The organism is Nocardia wallacei, from assembly GCF_029869545.1.
GTDB lineage: Bacteria > Actinomycetota > Actinomycetes > Mycobacteriales > Mycobacteriaceae > Nocardia > Nocardia wallacei_A.
This window is the reverse complement of the sequence record NZ_JARWQD010000211.1, coordinates 1-17,947: the sequence shown is the minus strand read 5'-3', so window position 1 is coordinate 17,947 and position 17,947 is coordinate 1. Positions and strand designations below refer to the sequence as shown.

24 protein-coding genes are annotated in these 17,947 nt (G+C 69.6%); 8 read left to right on the top strand and 16 right to left on the bottom strand.

Translation table 11 applies throughout. The annotated features are described in order from the left end of the window. Window positions 1-8: 8 nt before the first annotated feature. The 9 genes from QH290_RS17870 to QH290_RS17830 form a co-directional block, all read right to left on the bottom strand. The gene (locus QH290_RS17870) at window positions 9-1,403 is read right to left on the bottom strand and encodes a hypothetical protein (protein WP_280267404.1); all 1,395 of its coding nucleotides are present in this window, start codon (window positions 1,401-1,403) and stop codon (window positions 9-11) included. Continuing rightward, window positions 1,400-2,017 carry a TetR/AcrR family transcriptional regulator gene (locus QH290_RS17865; RefSeq protein ID WP_280267403.1) on the bottom strand — a complete coding sequence of 206 codons (618 nt, stop codon included), beginning with the start codon at window positions 2,015-2,017 and terminating at the stop codon, window positions 1,400-1,402. Before QH290_RS17865 ends, QH290_RS17870 begins: the two co-directional genes overlap by 4 nt. A gap of 77 nt (window positions 2,018-2,094) precedes the next feature. After that, the gene (locus QH290_RS17860; protein ID WP_280384038.1) at window positions 2,095-2,472 is read right to left on the bottom strand and encodes a hypothetical protein; all 378 of its coding nucleotides are present in this window, start codon (window positions 2,470-2,472) and stop codon (window positions 2,095-2,097) included. A gap of 188 nt (window positions 2,473-2,660) precedes the next feature. After that, window positions 2,661-3,515 carry a class I SAM-dependent methyltransferase gene (locus tag QH290_RS17855; RefSeq protein WP_280384036.1) on the bottom strand — a complete coding sequence of 285 codons (855 nt, stop codon included), beginning with the start codon at window positions 3,513-3,515 and terminating at the stop codon, window positions 2,661-2,663. Between the two features lie 5 nt (window positions 3,516-3,520). Further along, window positions 3,521-3,862 (bottom strand): VOC family protein, encoded by a 342-nt coding sequence (locus QH290_RS17850; protein WP_280267400.1) that lies wholly within the window; start codon window positions 3,860-3,862, stop codon window positions 3,521-3,523. 1 nt (window position 3,863) lies between these two features. Further along, window positions 3,864-4,031 carry a ribbon-helix-helix domain-containing protein gene (locus QH290_RS17845; RefSeq protein WP_280267399.1) on the bottom strand — a complete coding sequence of 56 codons (168 nt, stop codon included), beginning with the start codon at window positions 4,029-4,031 and terminating at the stop codon, window positions 3,864-3,866. Window positions 4,032-4,099: 68 nt separating this feature from the next. Continuing rightward, window positions 4,100-4,735 carry a DUF8176 domain-containing protein gene (locus tag QH290_RS17840; protein ID WP_280384034.1) on the bottom strand — a complete coding sequence of 212 codons (636 nt, stop codon included), beginning with the start codon at window positions 4,733-4,735 and terminating at the stop codon, window positions 4,100-4,102. 133 nt (window positions 4,736-4,868) lie between these two features. Then, on the bottom strand, window positions 4,869-5,456 hold the full coding sequence (locus QH290_RS17835) for a hypothetical protein (protein WP_280384032.1): 588 nt from the start codon (window positions 5,454-5,456) through the stop codon (window positions 4,869-4,871). 101 nt (window positions 5,457-5,557) lie between these two features. Then, on the bottom strand, window positions 5,558-6,460 hold the full coding sequence (locus QH290_RS17830; protein ID WP_280384029.1) for a LysR family transcriptional regulator: 903 nt from the start codon (window positions 6,458-6,460) through the stop codon (window positions 5,558-5,560). A gap of 110 nt (window positions 6,461-6,570) precedes the next feature. Between QH290_RS17830 and QH290_RS17825 the strand changes: the two genes are divergently transcribed. The 5 genes from QH290_RS17825 to fdxA all read left to right on the top strand — a co-directional run bounded on the left by QH290_RS17825 (window position 6,571) and on the right by fdxA (window position 10,901). Then, the gene (locus tag QH290_RS17825) at window positions 6,571-6,867 is read left to right on the top strand and encodes a DUF1330 domain-containing protein (protein ID WP_280267395.1); all 297 of its coding nucleotides are present in this window, start codon (window positions 6,571-6,573) and stop codon (window positions 6,865-6,867) included. Window positions 6,868-7,123: 256 nt separating this feature from the next. Beyond that, window positions 7,124-8,188, top strand: coding sequence for a coiled-coil domain-containing protein (locus tag QH290_RS17820; RefSeq protein WP_280384027.1), 1,065 nt, complete (start codon window positions 7,124-7,126; stop codon window positions 8,186-8,188). 51 nt (window positions 8,189-8,239) lie between these two features. Next, the gene (locus QH290_RS17815) at window positions 8,240-9,703 is read left to right on the top strand and encodes a S8 family serine peptidase (RefSeq protein WP_280384025.1); all 1,464 of its coding nucleotides are present in this window, start codon (window positions 8,240-8,242) and stop codon (window positions 9,701-9,703) included. 101 nt (window positions 9,704-9,804) lie between these two features. Continuing rightward, window positions 9,805-10,542 (top strand): VOC family protein, encoded by a 738-nt coding sequence (locus QH290_RS17810; protein WP_280261441.1) that lies wholly within the window; start codon window positions 9,805-9,807, stop codon window positions 10,540-10,542. 32 nt (window positions 10,543-10,574) lie between these two features. Continuing rightward, entirely contained in the window at window positions 10,575-10,901 is a 327-nt protein-coding gene (fdxA, locus tag QH290_RS17805) for a ferredoxin (RefSeq protein ID WP_280261440.1), read from the top strand. 2 nt (window positions 10,902-10,903) lie between these two features. On the opposite strand, the gene QH290_RS17800 is transcribed toward fdxA, so the two are convergent. Beyond that, complete coding sequence (locus QH290_RS17800) at window positions 10,904-11,959, bottom strand: esterase-like activity of phytase family protein (RefSeq protein ID WP_280261437.1); 1,056 nt, start codon at window positions 11,957-11,959, stop codon at window positions 10,904-10,906. Between the two features lie 128 nt (window positions 11,960-12,087). Between QH290_RS17800 and QH290_RS17795 the strand changes: the two genes are divergently transcribed. Beyond that, on the top strand, window positions 12,088-12,834 hold the full coding sequence (locus tag QH290_RS17795) for an SDR family NAD(P)-dependent oxidoreductase (RefSeq protein ID WP_280261435.1): 747 nt from the start codon (window positions 12,088-12,090) through the stop codon (window positions 12,832-12,834). A gap of 43 nt (window positions 12,835-12,877) precedes the next feature. On the opposite strand, the gene QH290_RS17790 is transcribed toward QH290_RS17795, so the two are convergent. Genes QH290_RS17790 through QH290_RS17770 form a run of 5 tightly spaced genes read right to left on the bottom strand, consistent with a single transcriptional unit; the run spans window position 12,878 to window position 16,060 of the window. Next, a complete protein-coding gene (locus tag QH290_RS17790; RefSeq protein WP_280384023.1) occupies window positions 12,878-13,279 on the bottom strand; it encodes a VOC family protein in 402 nt (133 codons plus the stop codon). A 19-nt stretch (window positions 13,280-13,298) separates the two neighbouring features. After that, window positions 13,299-14,021, bottom strand: a complete 723-nt coding sequence (locus QH290_RS17785; protein WP_280261431.1) for an arsenate reductase/protein-tyrosine-phosphatase family protein — start codon at window positions 14,019-14,021, stop codon at window positions 13,299-13,301. Between the two features lie 10 nt (window positions 14,022-14,031). Beyond that, window positions 14,032-14,640 carry a TetR/AcrR family transcriptional regulator gene (locus QH290_RS17780; protein ID WP_280261429.1) on the bottom strand — a complete coding sequence of 203 codons (609 nt, stop codon included), beginning with the start codon at window positions 14,638-14,640 and terminating at the stop codon, window positions 14,032-14,034. Further along, window positions 14,637-15,617, bottom strand: coding sequence for an NADP-dependent oxidoreductase (locus tag QH290_RS17775; RefSeq protein WP_280261427.1), 981 nt, complete (start codon window positions 15,615-15,617; stop codon window positions 14,637-14,639). Before QH290_RS17775 ends, QH290_RS17780 begins: the two co-directional genes overlap by 4 nt. Next, window positions 15,614-16,060 carry a nuclear transport factor 2 family protein gene (locus QH290_RS17770; RefSeq protein WP_280261425.1) on the bottom strand — a complete coding sequence of 149 codons (447 nt, stop codon included), beginning with the start codon at window positions 16,058-16,060 and terminating at the stop codon, window positions 15,614-15,616. The genes QH290_RS17775 and QH290_RS17770 overlap by 4 nt, the downstream gene beginning before the upstream one ends. Window positions 16,061-16,200: 140 nt before the next feature. On the opposite strand from QH290_RS17770, the gene QH290_RS17765 reads away from it, so the two are divergent. Further along, window positions 16,201-16,665 carry a GNAT family N-acetyltransferase gene (locus QH290_RS17765; RefSeq protein ID WP_280384021.1) on the top strand — a complete coding sequence of 155 codons (465 nt, stop codon included), beginning with the start codon at window positions 16,201-16,203 and terminating at the stop codon, window positions 16,663-16,665. A gap of 81 nt (window positions 16,666-16,746) precedes the next feature. Here QH290_RS17765 and QH290_RS17760 read toward each other — a convergent pair whose 3' ends face one another. Next, window positions 16,747-17,178, bottom strand: coding sequence for a nuclear transport factor 2 family protein (locus tag QH290_RS17760; RefSeq protein ID WP_280261421.1), 432 nt, complete (start codon window positions 17,176-17,178; stop codon window positions 16,747-16,749). 96 nt (window positions 17,179-17,274) lie between these two features. Here QH290_RS17760 and QH290_RS17755 point away from each other — a divergent pair, with 96 nt between their 5' ends. Further along, window positions 17,275-17,784, top strand: a complete 510-nt coding sequence (locus tag QH290_RS17755; protein ID WP_280384019.1) for a MarR family winged helix-turn-helix transcriptional regulator — start codon at window positions 17,275-17,277, stop codon at window positions 17,782-17,784. Window positions 17,785-17,947: the final 163 nt, after the last annotated feature.

Here is a 17,947-nt window from a genome sequence, read left to right as displayed (position 1 = left end):
TCTCGTCGTCAGTCGGTGATGACCGCGGTGTCGTACGCGCTCAAGGAGATCGGGCCCTGTCCGGTCCAGTCCTCGACGCCGATCGTGAGGGGTGTGCCGGTCTTGTTGACCAGCAGCAGTTTTCGCTGCCCTGCCGGGGTGAGGAAACCTTGGGCGTGCACCCTGGCGTCCGGGAGTCCGGGGATGCCGGTGGTGGTCGTGACGAGCCGGTCGCCCGGCCGGAAGTGTTCGAGCAGCAGCGCCAGCGCCTCGTAGCGCGCGTTGGGCGCCCCGGTTTCCCAGTCGAGCAGGGTGGTGCCGGGGATCATTCCGGGATAGTCCATGAATTCCGCGATGCCGAGCAGGTCGATGCCGAGCGCGGTCAGGCGCGACCAGAGGTAGGAACCCACCGCGGCGCTGAGCCGCCAGTACTCGGGAGGTATGTCGGGAGCGGGGTTCATCAGATCGGGGGTGAAGGTTCCGACCTCGTTGATGAAGGTGGCGGTGTCCGGGGCGAGCCTGCGGCGGATGGACTCGATATAGCGGACCTGATCGATGAACCCGTCGGCCTGCGCGAAGAATACGTCGCGCCACTGCGCGTACGGCGGGTTGCCTTCCGGGGCGAACGGATTCACGATCTCGGGCGAGGCGTAGAAGTGATAGGAGATCGCGTCGATCGGGATGCCGGGGCGGTGGTTGGCCGAATCCAGGAAATGCCAGAAGTATTCGGGTTCGTGGTGAACGTGCGACAGCGACAGCCCGATGAACTTCATCTCGGGATCGAGCGGGCGCAGGCGCTCGACGATCGTGTCGTACAGCCGGGTGTACACCTGCGGGGAGAGCTTGTGACCGAAATCCGGTTCGCACAACACCTCCCAGTACGCGAAGCGGTAGCGGTGCCCGGACTCGTGCCATCGGCCGAGTTCGTCGGTGAACCCACCGGCGATGTACCAGCTGGCGACCCGGAAGAAGTAGTCGGCGACATCTTGCAGCGTCTCGTCGCGAAACACCGAGCCCTGCTCGTAGTCCCAGTGGATCTCGTCGGGATCCTCGGACACGGCCACCGGTTCGGGGGTGACGAACATCCAGGAGGGGATCGTGGCGAAATCGGCGACGATCGGCCTGCCCTCGGCCGCCCGGACGAAGTCCTCCACGAACGGGTCGAGAAGGTCGAAGTTCCACGACGTCTCGGTGTCGGTGGGCGGGGACAGCTCGGCCACGCTGAGACGCGGATGGGAGAACCAGGGCAGGAACCGGACGAGGTCGGCGCGCAGCGCCCGCAGTGCCGCGAACGCCTTGTCATGGATCGGCGAGCCTCGCCGCAGCGGCGGCGCGGCCCACAGATGCGTGGTCAGGGTCGTGCGTGAGGTTGCGCCGACATCGGTCCAGTCCGCGCGGACGGGGATCGGGGATGGTGCGGTCACGATGATCTCTTCTCTTCGGTGCGCGGAAGCCCGAGCGCGGGCAGCAGCGCCTGGTCGACGATGGCTTCGCGAGTTCGCCGGTCGGGCAGCCGCCCGGTATCGATGTGATGCTTGATCACCAGCGCCTCGGCGATATCGACCACGACGGGCGACAGCAGCCGCCCGTCGATATCGCCCAGCCGCGCGTAGTGTTCGAGCACGGTGCGCGTGAACCTGCCGCCGCGCGGATCGAACACCCGCGCGTACAACGCCTCCACCAGGTCGGGCCGGCGCGCACGCTCGGCTATGACCGCCGCGGCGGCGGCACCGGCCTGCGACGACAACCAGCCGTTCAGCTGCTCGAGCGCGCGCAGCAGATCCTCCCGCAACCGGCCGCCCCGGGGCGCGGGCACCTCGACCGGATGCGCGTGGGCGAGCGCGTCGAGGAGGAGATCCTCGGCCGTGGGCCAGTACCGGTACACCGAAGTCTTGGCGGTACCGGCACGGCGCGCGACCGACTCGATCGTCAACCGCCCGAGCCCGACCTCGCACACCTCGGCGATGGCGGCCGCGCGGCACGCGGACATCAGATCCTCGGTGGTGCGCCGGGCTTTCGAGGACTTGGCAACGTTCACGAACCTAATCTAGCTACGGACACGTAGCTAGTCAACAGTAGCTACGATGCAGTTGCTTTCCTCGAAACGTGCGACGGTCAGCGAGTGGGGGTGGTGATGCCGAACGGCGCCTGGCTGGGCCCCTGATCCGTCGAAACGTCCCGGTCGGAGTTGTCTCCGGCGGCGGGCGCTTCGCACAGCATGACGCAACCCGGTTGCGTCCCTTGATATGTCGCCGCCGGTGGCGGCAGGATCATCGTGCCCTGCAGGCTCCCCTCCGCCTGTACGGTCCACGTCGAGTTCCCGCCCCGGGCCGGGGCATCGTCATCGATCACCGGCCCCGAATCGCACAGCATCGTGCAGTCCGGAGATACGGCACCCGGCTGCGGATATCCCGAACCCTGATTCATGGAGATCGTCACCGGTGCCACCACGGTAGCCGTCACACCGATTCCGACCGCGACGATCACGATCATCCCACTGGCCTTCCGACAAACACGGATCTCGCACCCGGACACGGGAACTCGCGGAGCCACCGCGGGCGCGACATCACGGCGATAGCCCCGGACGGAGCCGGTAAACCCGGCAAGGCGATATCGGTCCTCGCGAGGCCACGACGACGTCGGCTTCGACCGGCAGGGCCCGGGAAACCGGACCGGTAGCCTCAGGTCGTGGCGAGCAGGATCTGCTCGGATTCCGCCGGTCGCAGCCCGTCGGCGCGCCCGGCGAAATAGCGCGCGGTCAGCTCGTCCGGCGAAATGTGCCGGGCCGCGGCGAAACCCGCCTCCTTCGCCAGCGCCACCATCTCCTCGGGGCGGAAGAAGCTGAGGAACGGGGTGCCCGCCGCGCGTGCGCCGTTCTCGGCGAACCGGCGCAGTTCCTGCTCGGCGGGACCGACGAGGTCGATGGGGAGCATGAACGTGGTCGCGAACGAAGAACCCGGCGCGAGCGACGAAATCTGGTGCAGGGTAGCGATATTCGCCTCCCGGGTGAGGTACATGGTGACGCCCGTGGAGGCCACGACGGCGGGACGCCCGGGATCGAATCCCGCGGCGGTCAACCGGTCCCACCACGAGTCCACCTCGAAATCGACGGGTACCAGCCGCAGCCATTCGGGAATGCCGTAGCCGAGTTCGGTGAGGCGCTGCCGCTTCCACGCCTGCGGGCCGGGCTGGTCGACCTCGAAGACCGTCAGCCCGGCGGCGAGTGCGGATCGTCGCTGCGCGAAGGTGTCCAGCCCGGCCCCGAGCAGGACGTACTGGTCGACCCCGCGGGCGGCGCGCTCGGCGACGAGATCCTCGATGAACCGCGCGCGGGAGACGATCCCCGCGCGCATCGGCGCGATGGTCCGCGGATCCATATCCGGGCGGTCCTGCCACCCCGCGGCGGGTGCCAGCAACCGCAGGCCCACCTCGTCGGTGAAAACGTGTGGGGGAGAGTCGATCTGCACGTGCAGGGCACGCCACAGGGCGACCCGGGCCGCGGTGTCCTCGGGGGCGTTCGTCTGCTCGTTCGGCACGGCGCTCACTGCTTGCCGGGCGCCTGCAGGCTCCAGAGCCGTCCGTCGGGATCGCGGACGGTCATCTCCCGGGTCCCGTAGTGCGTCTGCGCGAACTCGGAGACGATCTCGACATCGTCGCCGGGGCGCTGTTGGGTGCCCGCGACCTTCAGCACGAGTTGGGCCCGCGGTTCCTGGGTCGGTGCCACCTCGGCCACGAAGACCCACGGGCCGTCACTGTTACGAAACTGCCCCGAGTTGTGGTCGGTCTCGAATTCCACCTCGAACCCCAGTTCCCGCAGGAACCGGGCGGTCTTTCCCCAGTTGTGGGTCTCCAGGAATACGGCCTCGATGCCCTCGGTCTGCATATCAATCCTTTCGGTCCGGACGCGCGTGGGTGTCGTCGAGGTAGGCGCGCAGCGCGTCGGCGACCAGCGCCGACAACGACGTCCCCGATTCGATCGCCCGGATCTTGACCTGCTTGATCAGCCCGATCGGCAGGTAGACGTTGAACTGCTTCACATCCTCGTCGCCCACTCCCCGATGCTAGCATGCTAGCAAGCTAGGTACGAGGTGGTGGCGGGCCGACGCTCGGCGGGGGAGTCTCAGCGTGGGGCGTGGGGATCGGTGCGCGGCCGCGGTGAGATGGCGGTGATGAGGTAGCGGTCATCGATGCGGCGCGTGGTGACCAGCTGTGAGTTGTAGGTCTGGGGTTCGCGGCCGGGCCGGAATTCCGTGACGGCCACGAGGCTTTCGCCCGCCACAGCGGTCGGGGTGATCGTCACGCAATGGGTGGCGCCGGGCGGGACCGAGTCGATGCCCTGCTGCAGGACGGGCGCCGGGGAGACCGCGCTGTCCGCGGTGACCACGGCGCGGGCCCGTTCGGCCGAGCGCTCGACATAGAAGGCGTGCTGGAACGCGAGGATCGCCGCGGCCTCGGATTCGGTGCCGCCGGGGCCGTTGCCCTGGACGCGGTCCGGGCCGTACTCGGCCGGGCACTGCGAGGTCACCGGGGGAGCGGGCGGCTGCGCGCTCGGCGGCGGCGCGGATTCGCGCTGCTGGCCGAGGCGAACCAGGACGGTGACGGTCACCAGGATCGCGGCGAAGACGCCGAGCGGGAGCAGCCACCACCTGCGGTTCCCGCGAGCCTCGGGCCGCAGCAGGTTGTCGAATTCGTCGCGGAAGGGCTCCCGGGTTCCGTCCTCACCTCGGGTTTCGGTCCGCGACTCGCTCCGATACATGGCCCCCGCCTTCTGTCCTTGCCCTATCTGACGTACCGGACAGTATGGCCTTTCGGCCGAATGTCAACGCCGCCCCGCCCGTTTGGCGCGTTTGCGCACGAGGACGGAGTGGGCATGTGGCATCGGTCCCGCGCTAGCCGAACATGGCCTGGCGTTGCCAGAATCGCTGTTCGACACTGCGGAGATAGGACGAGGCATCGGTCGCGAAGGATGTCTCCTCGAGTTCTCCGTCGTCGGCGACGTAGTAAGTCCTCTTGTCGCGCCCGCCGCCGTCCTCGGGCGTGGTCAGCTTCCAGCCGACACTGAAACGTTCGGTCACCAGATTCCCCGCCGCGGCTCGGCCGGAATCGCGGCCGAGGATGTGCTTGCGCACCTGCGCGACCGCCTGTGCCTGCGGCATGGGTGCCACGGTGCGCTTCCTCTCGGTTCCGGCGCCGCTCGGTTCGGGGGTCGAATTCCGTGCGCGCCACTGCCGCAGCGACGACCAGGGCGTGCTCGCGGTGGCCTCCTCGGTCTCTTCCTCGTCGGCGGCGTCGGTCTGCGCGGACGAGGAGATGCGGCCGTGGATGGCCCTCGGGTCGTCCACCGAGACAGGGGTGGCGGGCGAGGATCCGGGCCGCGCCACTCGGCCGAACGGGAAGGAGACCACGGGACTCTTCGGAACGGCCACCTGCTGTTCGCCGGGTGTCGTATAGAGCCAGTTCTGCGGTCCTTCGTTCATTCCGGATTCCTCTTCGGTGATGCCGACGGCAGCCCAGCGAGATTCCACTGTAAGCCGGTGTGGCGGAGCGATTGTGCCCACTGCTGACAAGGTCGTGCGCGTCAGTGCGGCAGCCAGTGCAGCTCGTGGGCCAGGGCTTTGGCGACGGCGCGGATGCGGCGGTGTAGTGGTGACTGCTCGCGGGGGAGGACCAGGTGGAACGTCAGGGTGGGCGCGCCCCGCAGCGGTCGCCAGGTGAGACCGGCCGGTTGTGCCGTGATGGCGCTCTGTCCGGCCGGGGCGAGGGTGAGCCCGTCGAGTAGGTCCCGCTGAGACATGTCGAAAGAGACTGCGGGCGTGTGGAATCGGGGGTGTGGCCGGGTGTCGCGGAACAGTGCGGACAGCTGATCGTGGATCACGGGGTTGGCGGCACGGTCGGGCAGTCGCAGCGGATACGCGGCCGCGTCGGCGATCTCGATCTCCGGGTGTCCGGCCAGCGGATGGTGCTGCGCCAGCTGGACCCCGACGCGCTCGCGCCGCAGCGGGAACCGGCGCACGCCACGGCCCGGCTGTTCACCGCGGGTGATCCCCGCATCGAGGCGGCCGTCGGCGACCGCGGGGGAGATCTCCGGTGTCGCCATGGGGACCGCGCCGACCTCGAGTCCGCTGTTGCCGCGAATGAGCCCGTCCACCAGGGCCGGTGCCGTCTCGGCCCCGGCGCTGAGGCTGTATCCGATGCGCAGGGTGCCCAGCTCACCGGCCGCCGCGCGCCGGACGGTGTCCCACGCCCGGTCCAGCGCCGCCAGCGCGGGCGGCGCGGATTCCGCCAAAGCCGCACCGGCCGTGGTCAATACGACGCTCCGCGTGTTGCGGACCAGCAGGGCCGTGCCGAGTTCCGTCTCCAGTCGGCGCATCCGGGCGCTGAGTGCGGGCTGTGCGATACCGATCCGTGCGGCCGCGCGGGTGAAGTTCAACTCCTGCGCCAGCACCAGGAAGTACCGCAGGCTGACCGCATCCGGCGCCACGTGCCCTCCCTGCCGATTGATAACGATCCGTTCCGAGTCTATCCCGTATCGGTCTTTCCCCCGACCGCACGTCGAGCCCTAACCTGCGCATATGAATACAGGAGGTTTCCATGGCTAAGGGCTACTGGGTGAGTGTCTATCCCGCCATTTCCGATCCCGAGGGGCTGAGCGCCTACAACGAGCTGGCCGGTCCGGCCGTCCGGGCCGGGGGAGGGCGCCTGCTGTCCCCTATCGGTAGCCGAGTGGTCGCCCATGAGGCCGGAATCGCGGAACGCGTCATTCTGATCGAGTTCGACAGCTTCGAACAGGCCGTCGCGGCATATGAGAGTGAGGCGTATCAGAAGGCGCTGCTGGCGCTTCCGGACGGCTTCCAGCGCGATTTCCGCATCGTCGAGGGCATCGCCTGATCGGTTGAGAACCGGCAACTGGTACGTGCGTACAGGCGAGCCCAGTTTTTCACGAGTTCCGTCGCTGTTTCGTTTCGTTGGGAGTGACCAAACGTAAACGAAAAAGAGCTGAGGTGAATCGAGGGTCGTGCCGTGTCTGACCCCCGATAAGGTTCACTTATCGGGGGTCAGAGCGGACCGAGCTGTGTTGCCGCACTGGCGATTTCGTTTCGTGTTGTTCCGTTGGATTTGACGAAACAAACGCTACGATTCTCGGGTGTCGAACGTCTGCAGCTATCCCGGATGCTCACGGCCCAGCGCCCGCAACGGTGGTCCCGGCCGCCCGTCGGAATACTGCGACCACCCCGACCACACCCGATGGCGGGCCTGGCGCGAGCGACAGCGGCAACAGCAGGAGGCCGACACCCCCGCCGCCAACGTCACTGTGACGCAACAGGGTCCGGTGACCTCGGCTCGTCTGCGCGCCGATGAGCTGCTGGTTCAGTTCCGGACGGTGGCCGAACAGCTGGGCGGAACCCTCACCGCCGCCGTCGCCGAACTGTCCACCCTCGCCGACCCGTCGGTGGCCGAGGCGCAGGTCCAGGCGGTGCAGGCGGATGCGGCGCGGCGCATCGCGGAGGCCGAGATGGCGACCGTCGCCGCCGAGCAGGCCCGGCGCGAGGCCGAGGAGGCCAGGGCCGCGGCCGAATCCGCCGCCGAGGACGCGGCGGCCGCGGCGGAACAGGCCGAATCCCGCATCGCCGAGGCGCTGGCCGCCCGGGACGAGGCGCTCGACGAGGTCGAGCGGGTCACCAGGCAGGCCGCCGACGACGTCTTCGCCGCCCGCACCGAGGCCGAGTCCGAGATCCGCACGGCCCGGCGCGAGGCCGCCGAGGACGTCGAGCGCGCCCGCGACCAGGCCGCGGAGGAGATCGGCCTGATCCGCCGGAAGGCGAGCGCCGACACCGAACGCGCCAAACGCGAGGCCGCCCAGCAGGTCACCGCGGCCGCCGCCGAACGCGATCTGGCCGTGCAGCGCGCGGCCGATGCCGAACGTGCCATCGAACGCGCCGAATCCGCGGTCGCCGACCGCACCCAGGCGCTCACCGAGATCCGCGACGAGTTGAACCGGGTGCGAGCCGAACTCGCCACGGCCCGCACCGAACTCACCGACACCCGCCGGGCGGCGGCGGAGAAGGCGCGTCAGGAATGGGCCGAACGAGTGGCGGCGGTCGACGACGCCCGCGCGCAGACGCTCGCCCGCGCCGAACGCGCGGAACGTCAGCTCGACGAGCTGCTCGCCCAAAGAAGGCAGCGGGCAACCGATCTCGATCCCGCATGATCATCCGCGTTCGGGCTGCGCGGTGCGCGGCGACCGGGTTCACTGGTCACCATGACATCCGCACACCGGCGTAACAGTTCCGATCGACCGGCGGCGGTGGGGGACATTCGCTCACCGCACGAGCTGATCGTGATCACCCGCGGCACCGACGCGATCATCGACGATATCGCCCTGGTCGCCAACCGCAGTGCCGAGGACCGGATCGCGGCGCTGCTCCCCGACGGGGCGGAGCTGATGCGGATCTTCGGTACCGCCAACCGCGTTCAGCAGGCGGTGGCCGGGGCCCCCGACGAAGGGGCGGGCGCGCAGTACCTCAATTACTTCTTCGTGCGCGGGGCGACCGAGGACTCCGCCACGGATCTGGGCGCGCTGGCCACGCGGCTGCGCGGTGACGAGGCGGTGGCGGCGGCCTATGTGAAGCCGCCCGCCGAGCCGCCGATCGATGCGCAGGTCGTCGCGATGCGGTCGACCGCCGCGGTCCCTGCGGTCACGCCCGAATTCACCACGCGGCAGGGCTATCTCGACGCGGCCCCCACCGGGACCGATGCGCGGTGGGCGTGGACCCGGCCGGGCGGGCGCGGCGCCGGGGTGCGGGTGGTGGACATCGAGGGCGCCTGGCAGTTCACCCACGAGGATCTGCGCGACAACCAGGGCGGTGTGATCGGCGGTGAACCGTCGACGGATCAGGGGTGGCGCGACCACGGCACCGCGGTGGCCGGGGTCGTCAGCGGCGACGTGAACACCTACGGCATCACCGGTATCGCGCCGGAGGCGGGCATCCGGGCGGTGTCCGTCTTCGGTCCGGGGTCGGCCGCGGCGATCCGCGCCGCCGCGGACGCCTCGAGCGCGGGCGATATCATCCTGCTCGAATTGCACCGTCCGGGACCGCGATTCGACTACGCCAATCGCCCGGACCAGCGGGGCTATATCGCGATCGAGTGGTGGCCCGACGACTGGGCGGCCATCCGCTACGCGGTGGGGCGCGGGGTGATCGTGGTCGAGGCGGGCGGTAACGGCGGCGAGAATCTGGATGATGCGCTGTATGACAGGCGGCCGCCGGACTTCCCGGGCACCTGGGGCAATCCGTTCCGCGGCGGGCCCGCCGACTCGGGCGCGGTGGTGGTCGGCGCGGGCGCGCCGCCGCCGGGCACGCACGGCCGCGACCACGGCCCGGCCCGCTCACGGCTGGCGTTCTCGAACCACGGGTCGCGCGTCGACACGCAGGGCTGGGGCCGCGAGGTGACCACCACCGGCTACGGCGACCTGCAGGGCGGCGAGAGCGAAGACCACTGGTACACCGATCAATTCAGCGGTACGTCCAGCGCGTCGCCGATCGTGGTCGGCGCGATCGCGAGCTATCAGGGCATCTCCACCGCGGCCGGTACCCGCCTGACCCCCGCCCAGGTGCGAACCCGCCTGCGCGAGACCGGCTCACCTCAGACCGACGCGCCGGGCAGACCCGCCTCCCAGCGCATCGGCAACCTCCCGGATATCCGGAAGCTGGTCGGTCCGTAGGACACCGGTGCCATCTAGCCAAATTTGCCTAATGGCGGGTTCGGGCGCTACCCTTCTCGCTGTAACTAGGCAAATTTGGCTAGATGTGTTCGGAGATTCTCATGGCCAACGAGGTCGCCATACCGCTGCTGCCCTGTCGCGACATCGACGAGATCGTCGAGTTCTACACCATGCTGGGCTTCACCCGGACCTATCGCCAGGTCCGCCCGAACCCGTACGTGTCACTCGAACGCGAGGACCTGCGGCTCGACTTCTTCGGCATGCCGGGGGAGTTCGATCCGGAGAATTCCTACGGAACCTGCGCCATCCTCGTGCCCGACACCGCGGAGTTGTTCGAGGCGTTCGCCGCCGGTATGCGCCGGGTGCACGGCCGGCTCCTCGTCTCCGGCATTCCGCGGATGACCCGGCCGCGCAAGCGCCGCAACGCGGAGAACCGCTCGGGATTCACCGTCGTCGACCCCGGCGGGAACTGGATCAGGATCATGGCCGCGAAACCGGGCCCGGAGCAGGGGCAGACGACGCGGCGCAAGCTCACCACGGCACTGAACAGGGCGGTGGTGATCGGCGACTCGCACGGTAAACCCGGGTGGGCGGCCGAGATCCTGGACACCGCGCTGGAGCACGACGGCGACACCGCGACGACGGCCGAAGTGCTCCGGGCGCTGGCCTATCGGGCCGAACTCGCACTGCGCGCGCAGGACCGCGACGGCGCCGTCGACACCCTCGCCCGGGCGCGTGCCGTACCCCTGACCGACGCCGAACGCGATACGCTCGCCGAGACCCTGGCCGCCCTCGACGACGTGGAGGCTGTTCTCGCACAGCCCGCACCGCAGCCCTGACCCGCTCGCACGCGGCGCCGAAGGAGTTGGAAATGACCTACATCATCGCGCAGCCTTGCGTCGACGTCCTGGACAAGGCATGCATCGAGGAATGCCCCGTCGACTGCATCTACGAGGGCGAGCGCATGCTCTACATCCATCCGGTCGAATGCGTGGACTGCGCCGCGTGCGAGCCGGTGTGCCCCGTCGAGGCGATCTTCTTCGAGGACGACCTGCCCGAGCAGTGGCACGACTACTACACGGCCAACGTGGATTTCTTCGAGGATTTGGGCTCGCCCGGCGGTGCCACGCGGGTCGGGAAGATCAGCAAGGACCATCCGATCGTGGCCGCGCTGCCACCGCAGGGTGGGGACGGCTAGGCTCAGCGGACGGCGAGCGCGATGACCTGCGTGATCTGCTCGCCGGAGAAGTTGTCGTCGCTGACGAGCACCAGGGTGCGTTCGCCGGAGGGCAGGCGCGGGCCCCAGGTCATGCCCTCGACATTGTCGACGGCGGGCAGGCCGACGTCCGCCAGATCGACCAGCAGGCGTTTGGTGACCGGGCGGGCCTGCTGCAGGGGTGCGTCGAGGACGTTGGTGGCGCCCGCGGTGTCGGCCTCGTAGATGCGGATCTTGTTCCCGGCGCCCTCGACGTAATTCCGTTCCAGGACCAGGTATTTCGTCGGGTCGAGCGGGTCGGCGGCGAGGACGGCCGCGATGCCGTTGCTGCCGCGTCCCGCCGCGAACAGCGGGTCCAGCGGGTAGGCGTACTGGGCGAGCGGCGGGCCGGAGCGGGCCTGCACGGTGATCCGGGTGAGTGCGCCCGCGGCGGTGGTGGGCTCGGGGCCGTCCTGCAGCAGCGGGCCCTCGACGGAGCTGACCAGCAGTGCGCCGCCCGCGGCGTAGGTCGCGCCCTCGAGCACGGCATTGCGCTGCGGGCCCGAATCCGGGCGCATGCGTTCGTTGTCGGGGATCGGGAGTTCACCGGCGAAGGCGCCGTCCGGGCGGGCGAGGCGGATCGACGGGTCGGCGAGGACGGTGTCGAGGCGTTCACCCTCCTGGGTCCAGACGTAGTCGCCGGTCCAGGGGTCGATCCGGATGTCTTCGGGGTCGACGGAGTTCGGGGCATAGGTGCCGCCGTCCGGGGTCCGCAACGGATGGGTCGCGGTGAACGTGACCGGCCCGACGCCGGTATCGCCCACCGGAATTCGGGCGGTGTAGAACCGTGCCGGATTCTTCGCGGACCGGTCGTCGCTGATCATGACGTAGTCGCCGGTGCGCGCGGAGTAATCGATACCCGACAGCCCGCCCACGGCGGTGCCCTCGAAGTCGAGGCCGTGCGGGACGATCTGCTCGCCGAGCAGCCGCACGGGCGGCGGCGCCGTCTCCGCAGTGGCCGGAATGGCAGTGAATGCCAGTGTGCACGAAGCGAAAATCAAGACCTGTCCGGAGCGACCCACGATCGACCACCCTATCCGTCACGTCGCGGCCGCGCTCGGGGAGCCGGGCGGCGGTGTGGGACGTGGCGGGTGCGGGTCGATTCGTGTGGCATGGCAGGGTCGGGGGCATGGTGCAGGACAGTCGTGGGGTGTTGGTGACGGGGGCGTCGCGGGGGATCGGGCGGGCGATCGCCGCGGCGTTCGCCGAGAACGGGGATCGGGTGGCGGTGCATTATTCGTCGCGGCGGGAGGAGGCCGAGCAGACGCTGGCGGGCCTGGCGGGGGACGGGCACACGCTGATCGGCGGCGATGTGGGGACGGCGGCGGGCGCCGAGGCGATCGTGGCGGCGGCCGTGGCGGCGCTGGGCACGGTACATGTGCTGGTGAACAACGCGGCGGTGAATCTGCCGCAGCCGCTGCCGTCGACGGATTTCGGGGAATGGCAGCGGGTCTGGCGGCAGACCGTCGAGGTCAACCTGCTCGGCACGGCGCACACGTCCTACTGCGCGGCGCGGCACATGATCGACCGGGGCGTCCCCGGGCGCATCGTGAACATCGGCTCGCGCGGCGCGTTCCGCGGCGAACCGGATCATCCCGCCTACGGTGCCACCAAGGCGGCGGTGCAGGCACTCGGCCAGTCCCTGGCGGTCTCGCTGGCGCCGCACGGCATCGCGGTGGCCTCCGTCGCGCCGGGCTTCGTCGCCACGGAGCGGGTCGCGCACCGCGTCACCGACGAGGTGCGGGCGCAGAGCCCGTTCGGCCGGGTCGCCACTCCGGCCGAAATCGCTTCGGCGGTGCGATATCTCGCCTCGCCCGAGGCCACCTGGAGTTCAGGGGCGGTCCTGGACGTGAACGGCGCGTCCTACCTGCATTGAGGTCGACCACGCCGAGCGCGGGGGCGATCCGGGCCGCACGTCGTCACCGGGCCGCCCCGCGCGGCGCGGGTTGGAAGAGTTCGACGAAGTTCCCGGCGGGGTCGAGCAGCAGGACCTGTTGTCCGCCGGGACCGCTCAGGATGTCGTTGCGGAAGGTGACACCGGCCGACCGCAACCGTGCGACAGCGGCGGCGATATCGTCGACGACGAGCTGGATGCGGTTCCAGCCGCCGGGTTTCGGCGTTTCGCCGTCGGGCATCGGGCGTGCCGCGGAACTTGCGGGTCCCGACAGCAGCAGCTGCACCGGACCGCGGCGCACCGCCGCGAAGGCGGGCGCGGCGTCGAAGTCGACGGTGAAACCGAGATGGGTGGTGTAGAAGTCGATCGCCGCGCGCACATCATCGACGAGATAGCGGACGCGCAGGTCGGCGGTTTCGGTGGCCATGATCGGATCTCCTGGGTTTCTATATGGGCAGGAACCCGATTCGGGTATCGAGTTCCCGTGCGACCCGCCGGAATTCGGGGTAGGCCGCACGATCGGTGTCCGCGGCGGCGGACGGGTCGGGCAGGCTCCAATGTGTCGTCACGGCCGAGCCGTGGTCGCGGGGAAGCTCGCGGATCTTGTCGCACAGGGTGATCACGTAGTCGAAGCGCCGCTGCCCGAGGGCGGCGAGCGATTGTGGCGGCCGTGGGTCCAGCTCGATGCCGTAGTCCTCGTGCAGCACTCGCGCGGTATTCGGGTGCATGCGCGGTCTGGGGTGGCTACCCGCGCTGGCGACGTGGATGCCCTCGACACGGCGCCGCAGCAGCGCCTCGGCGATGGGGGAGCGCGCACTGTTTCCGGTGCACAGGAACAGCACGGCACTGTCGGCGGGCCACGCACGCGCCGCGGGCGCCAGCGCCGGATGCAGTGCGGCGGCGGCGTCGCCGAAAGCCGTCGCGCAGCGGGCGAGATCGAGATGGTAGTAGCTGTCGCGCCCGTCGAAACTGCTGCGCCGCGCGCCGACCAGCCCCGCCGCCCGCAACAGCCGCAGGTGATAGGACACCAGGTTCTGCGGCTCACCGACAGCGGCCACCAGCTCCCGCACTCGGCGATCGCTGCTGGCCAGCTCGCTCATCAGCGCCCATCGCAACGGATGCGCCGCCATCCGCATCAACAACGGAACCGCTGCTCGACCGGTCGCCACCTTCCCCAGATTACATCAAATCAGTTTGATGCATTTCGTTTTGCGCGAGCAGATCCCCGGCCAATGTCCGCAGCCGGATCGCCGGGCCGCCTGCCGGGTAGATGCCGCCGACGGCGAAGGTGCCGACGATGGCGATGTGGAGTTGGTCGGCGAGGCGGTCGGGGTCGGCGACGCCGAGGCGTGCGGTGAGCGTGCGCAGCCGTCGCGCGAGTTCGTGTTCGTGCGCGGCGCACCGCTGCCGGATTCGATCCGCCGATCGCTCGTCTCCGAATTCCGCGGCCGTGTTGACGAACGCGCAGCCGCGGTAGCCCTCACGCGTGGCCACCGCCTGGATCCAGGCGAGCTGGGCTTCGAGCTCGGCGCGTGCGTCGGGGTGGCTCGCCGCGGTCTGGTCCCACTTGGCCCAGAACCTCTCGTCGCGCTGGTGCAGCACGGCGAGGACGAGGTCGTCCTTGGTGGGGAACCACCGATACAGGCTGGCTTTGGCCATCCCCGCCCGTCGCACGACCTCGTCGACACCGATCGCACGGACACCGTTGTCGTAGAACAGGTCGGTCGCGATGTCGACGAGCTTGTCGCGCACCGCGATACCGCGCAGCTGCTTGGGCTTTTCGCTCATGCACCCTCCGGTGGGTTCACCACGATCGCGGTCTTGCCGAAGCCGCGACGGTCGGTGACCCATCGCTGAGCCTCGGCGGCGTCGGCCAGCTCGAACTCGGCGCCGACCACGACGCGCACCGCGCCCGAATCGACCAGCTCCGCGATCGCCGCGAGCGCCACGGGGTCGGGTTCCACGAGGCAGGAGGCCACGTGGATACCGCGCTCGGCCGCGAGTGCCCGATACCCCTGGATCGACCAGGCGGTCGCGAGCGCGATCGTGCCGCCGGATGTCACCTGGTCGAACAGCGAGGCACCGAATGCGAACCCCACGAGATCGATTGCGGCGTCGGCCTTTCCGATCGCGATGACGGCGCCGGGGTCGGTGTAGTCCACGCACGTGTGCGCGCCGAGGTCGCGCAGTGTCGCGTGGTGCTCGGGCCGGGCCAGGGCGGTGACCGTGGCGCCGCGCGCGACCGCCAGTTGCACCGCGAGGTGACCCACGCCGCCGGATGCTCCGCTGACCAGGACGTGCCGACCGGTACGCGCTCCGACGGCGTCGAGCATCTGCCACGCCGTCACCGCGGCCATCGGCAGGCACGCCGCCTCCACGAAGGACGCCGTGCGCGGCATCGGCACCAGGTGATACGCGGGAACGGTCATGTATTCGGCGTAGGTGCCCGCGGGGTAGGGGAACCAGGCCAGGCCGTAGAGGCGGTCGCCCACGGCATGGCGGGTCACTCCGTATCCCACCGCATCCACCACACCGGCGACGTCCCATCCGGGAATGCAGGGCAGCCGCATGGACTGCTCGTACCCGGAATTCGCGCCGGTGTGCATGTCGATCGGGTTCACGCTGGTCGCCCGCACCGCGATGCGAACCTCTCCGGCGGCGGGTTCCGGCCGCGGGAGGTCGCCGAGCTCGAGCGGTGATCCCCACTGTTCGTGCCGGGCCGCACGCATGGTCGCGGTGCTCGGCCGCCGCGCGCCGACGATCACGACGCCCGAACCAGAGCGGTCGCGTCGACGCCGCACCCGCGCGCGACTCCGGCGACGTCGAAATGGAAGCTCTCCCAGCTCACGCGGCTGTCGCGGAACCGGAACAGAATGAAGACCGGTACCGTCACCCGGTGGCCGTTGGGCACCGCGCCTGCGAACGTGAACGCCGGAGTGAAGGCGATCTCGCCCCAGCAGCACAGCGTGTCACCGTCGAGCCCGTGCCCCTCCAGCCGGACCTCGTAGTCCGGCGCGAAGGCGAACCACCCCTTGATCGCGCCTTCGACCTCGGTACCGACGTAGCGGGTTCCGAGCGAAGGGGATTCGAGCACGGCGTCCGGGTGATACACCGCCATCGCGCCCGCCACATCCTGCCGACTCTTCGCCCGTGCCAACTGTTCCACGATCTCGACGGCTTCCTTCGCGTCGAGGCCCTGCGCAACCATGTGCCACCCGCCTCCATCATCCAAAATCGAGACCGATCTGTCTCGATTTCACGATAGAGTTGCGGCACTACACGCGTCAAGCCGGACTACCGAACGACGGCATCAGCGACATGACTACCGACAGAGATGAGGACAGGCCGATGACCGGTATGGTCGCCATACGACAGTGCGACGCCCGTGACGCTCCAGCGCTGGCACAACTGCGCAGACGATGGGCGGAGGAGCAAGCGGGCCGACCGCTCGAGGATCCCGGATTCGACGCACGATTCGCCGAGTGGTACGCCGCCGAATCACCACATCGCACGACATTCCTGGCGGAGATCGACAACGACGCCATCGGCATGGTGAACCTCGCCATCTTCGAACGCATGCCCCGGCCAGGCCGACCCGGGTCGCGATGGGGCTACCTCGCCAACGCATTCGTGCTCGCCGAGCATCGCGGCCGAGGTATCGGCGCGGCACTGCTCGACGCCGTGATCACGCACGCCCAGGACCGCGGTTGCGCCCGAATTGTGCTGTCTCCCACCGAACGATCGGTGCCCTTCTACCGCCGGGCGGAGTTCGGCCCCGCGACGATGCTCCTCGCGCGCACCCTCGGCGCCTGACAACTCGCCCGGGTGGACATGGCTGCCTCTTTCGTTGTCGCGGCGGAGCACGCGGTGCGTATTTCCTCGGTTCCGATCGGCCTAGAGAGCCCGGTCCAGCGCTTCGGTCAGCGCCACCGGTGACACGTCGAGGCGGTCGAAGCGCCAGCCGTCGGTGCTGCGGCGTGCTCCGTAGCGGTGGATCGCCGCCGCGAGGGCCTCGGTCTTGTCGTCGAGGACGTAGACGGCGAGGTCGTGCGCCCGCACCGTCGCGGTGTCACCGTCGATCTCGATGACGATGTCGCTCTTGTGGTGCAGGGTGCGGGCGTACGCGTCGTGACCCTTGCGCGCGAGGGCCGTGAGCGCCTCGATCCCGTGCGCTTCCCCTCGGACGGAGGTGACCACGACGTCCTCGGTGAAGAGCCGGTCGGTGTCGGCGAATCCCTCGTCGACCCACAGGCTGTGGCGGGCGACGAGCTCGGTCAGTTCGGCGCGGTCGGCGAGGTCGCGGATCAGGGCATCGGTGCTGGTCATGACGGTCTCCTGCGGTCAGTTAGTGCCACTAACGTTAGTGACATAAATGAATGTAGATCGTTAGTGGCACTAACGCAAGTGCGGTACGCTTCGGTCATGGAGACTGGCGAGGAACTGCGGTTCGATCCCGGTGCCGGAACCCCGGCTCGGCTGAAGCGGCAGCTCTCCCGCCTCGCCTCGATGACCGCCGCTCAGATGACCCGTGTCTCGCGTGACGCGCTGCGGGCGGCGGGCGCACGCAAGGACCACTTCGTGGTGCTGGCCGCCCTCGCCGAGTTCGGTCCCATGAGCCAGGCGGGGCTGTCCGACCGGACCAGCGTCTACAGGAGCGACCTGGTGTCCGTCCTCAACGACCTCGAGGACGGGGGGTCGGTCCGCCGCGCGCCCGACCCTGCCGACAAGCGTCGCAACGTCATCACCATCACCGAGCACGGCCGGCGCCGCCTCGCCGAACTCGACCGTGTCCTCGACGGCGTCAACGAGCACATCATGACCCCGCTCGACCCCGACGAACGCACCCGGCTGTTCGATCTGCTCAACCGCATCAACACTCATCTCGCCACCGCAGCCGGTGGTACCGGTCTGCCGGACCGGGAAATCCCGTAGAGGCCGGGAAACGCGTGGGGGGCGCGGGCCCGGGGGGGGGGGCCGCGGGCCCCCCGGGGGGGGGGGCCGCGGGGGGGGGGGGGGGGGGGGGGGGGTCGACGACGCTGTCGAAGGTGCCGGACAGGAACTGCATCGGCCCGGCAGCGCCCGCGCTGTTCTCGCC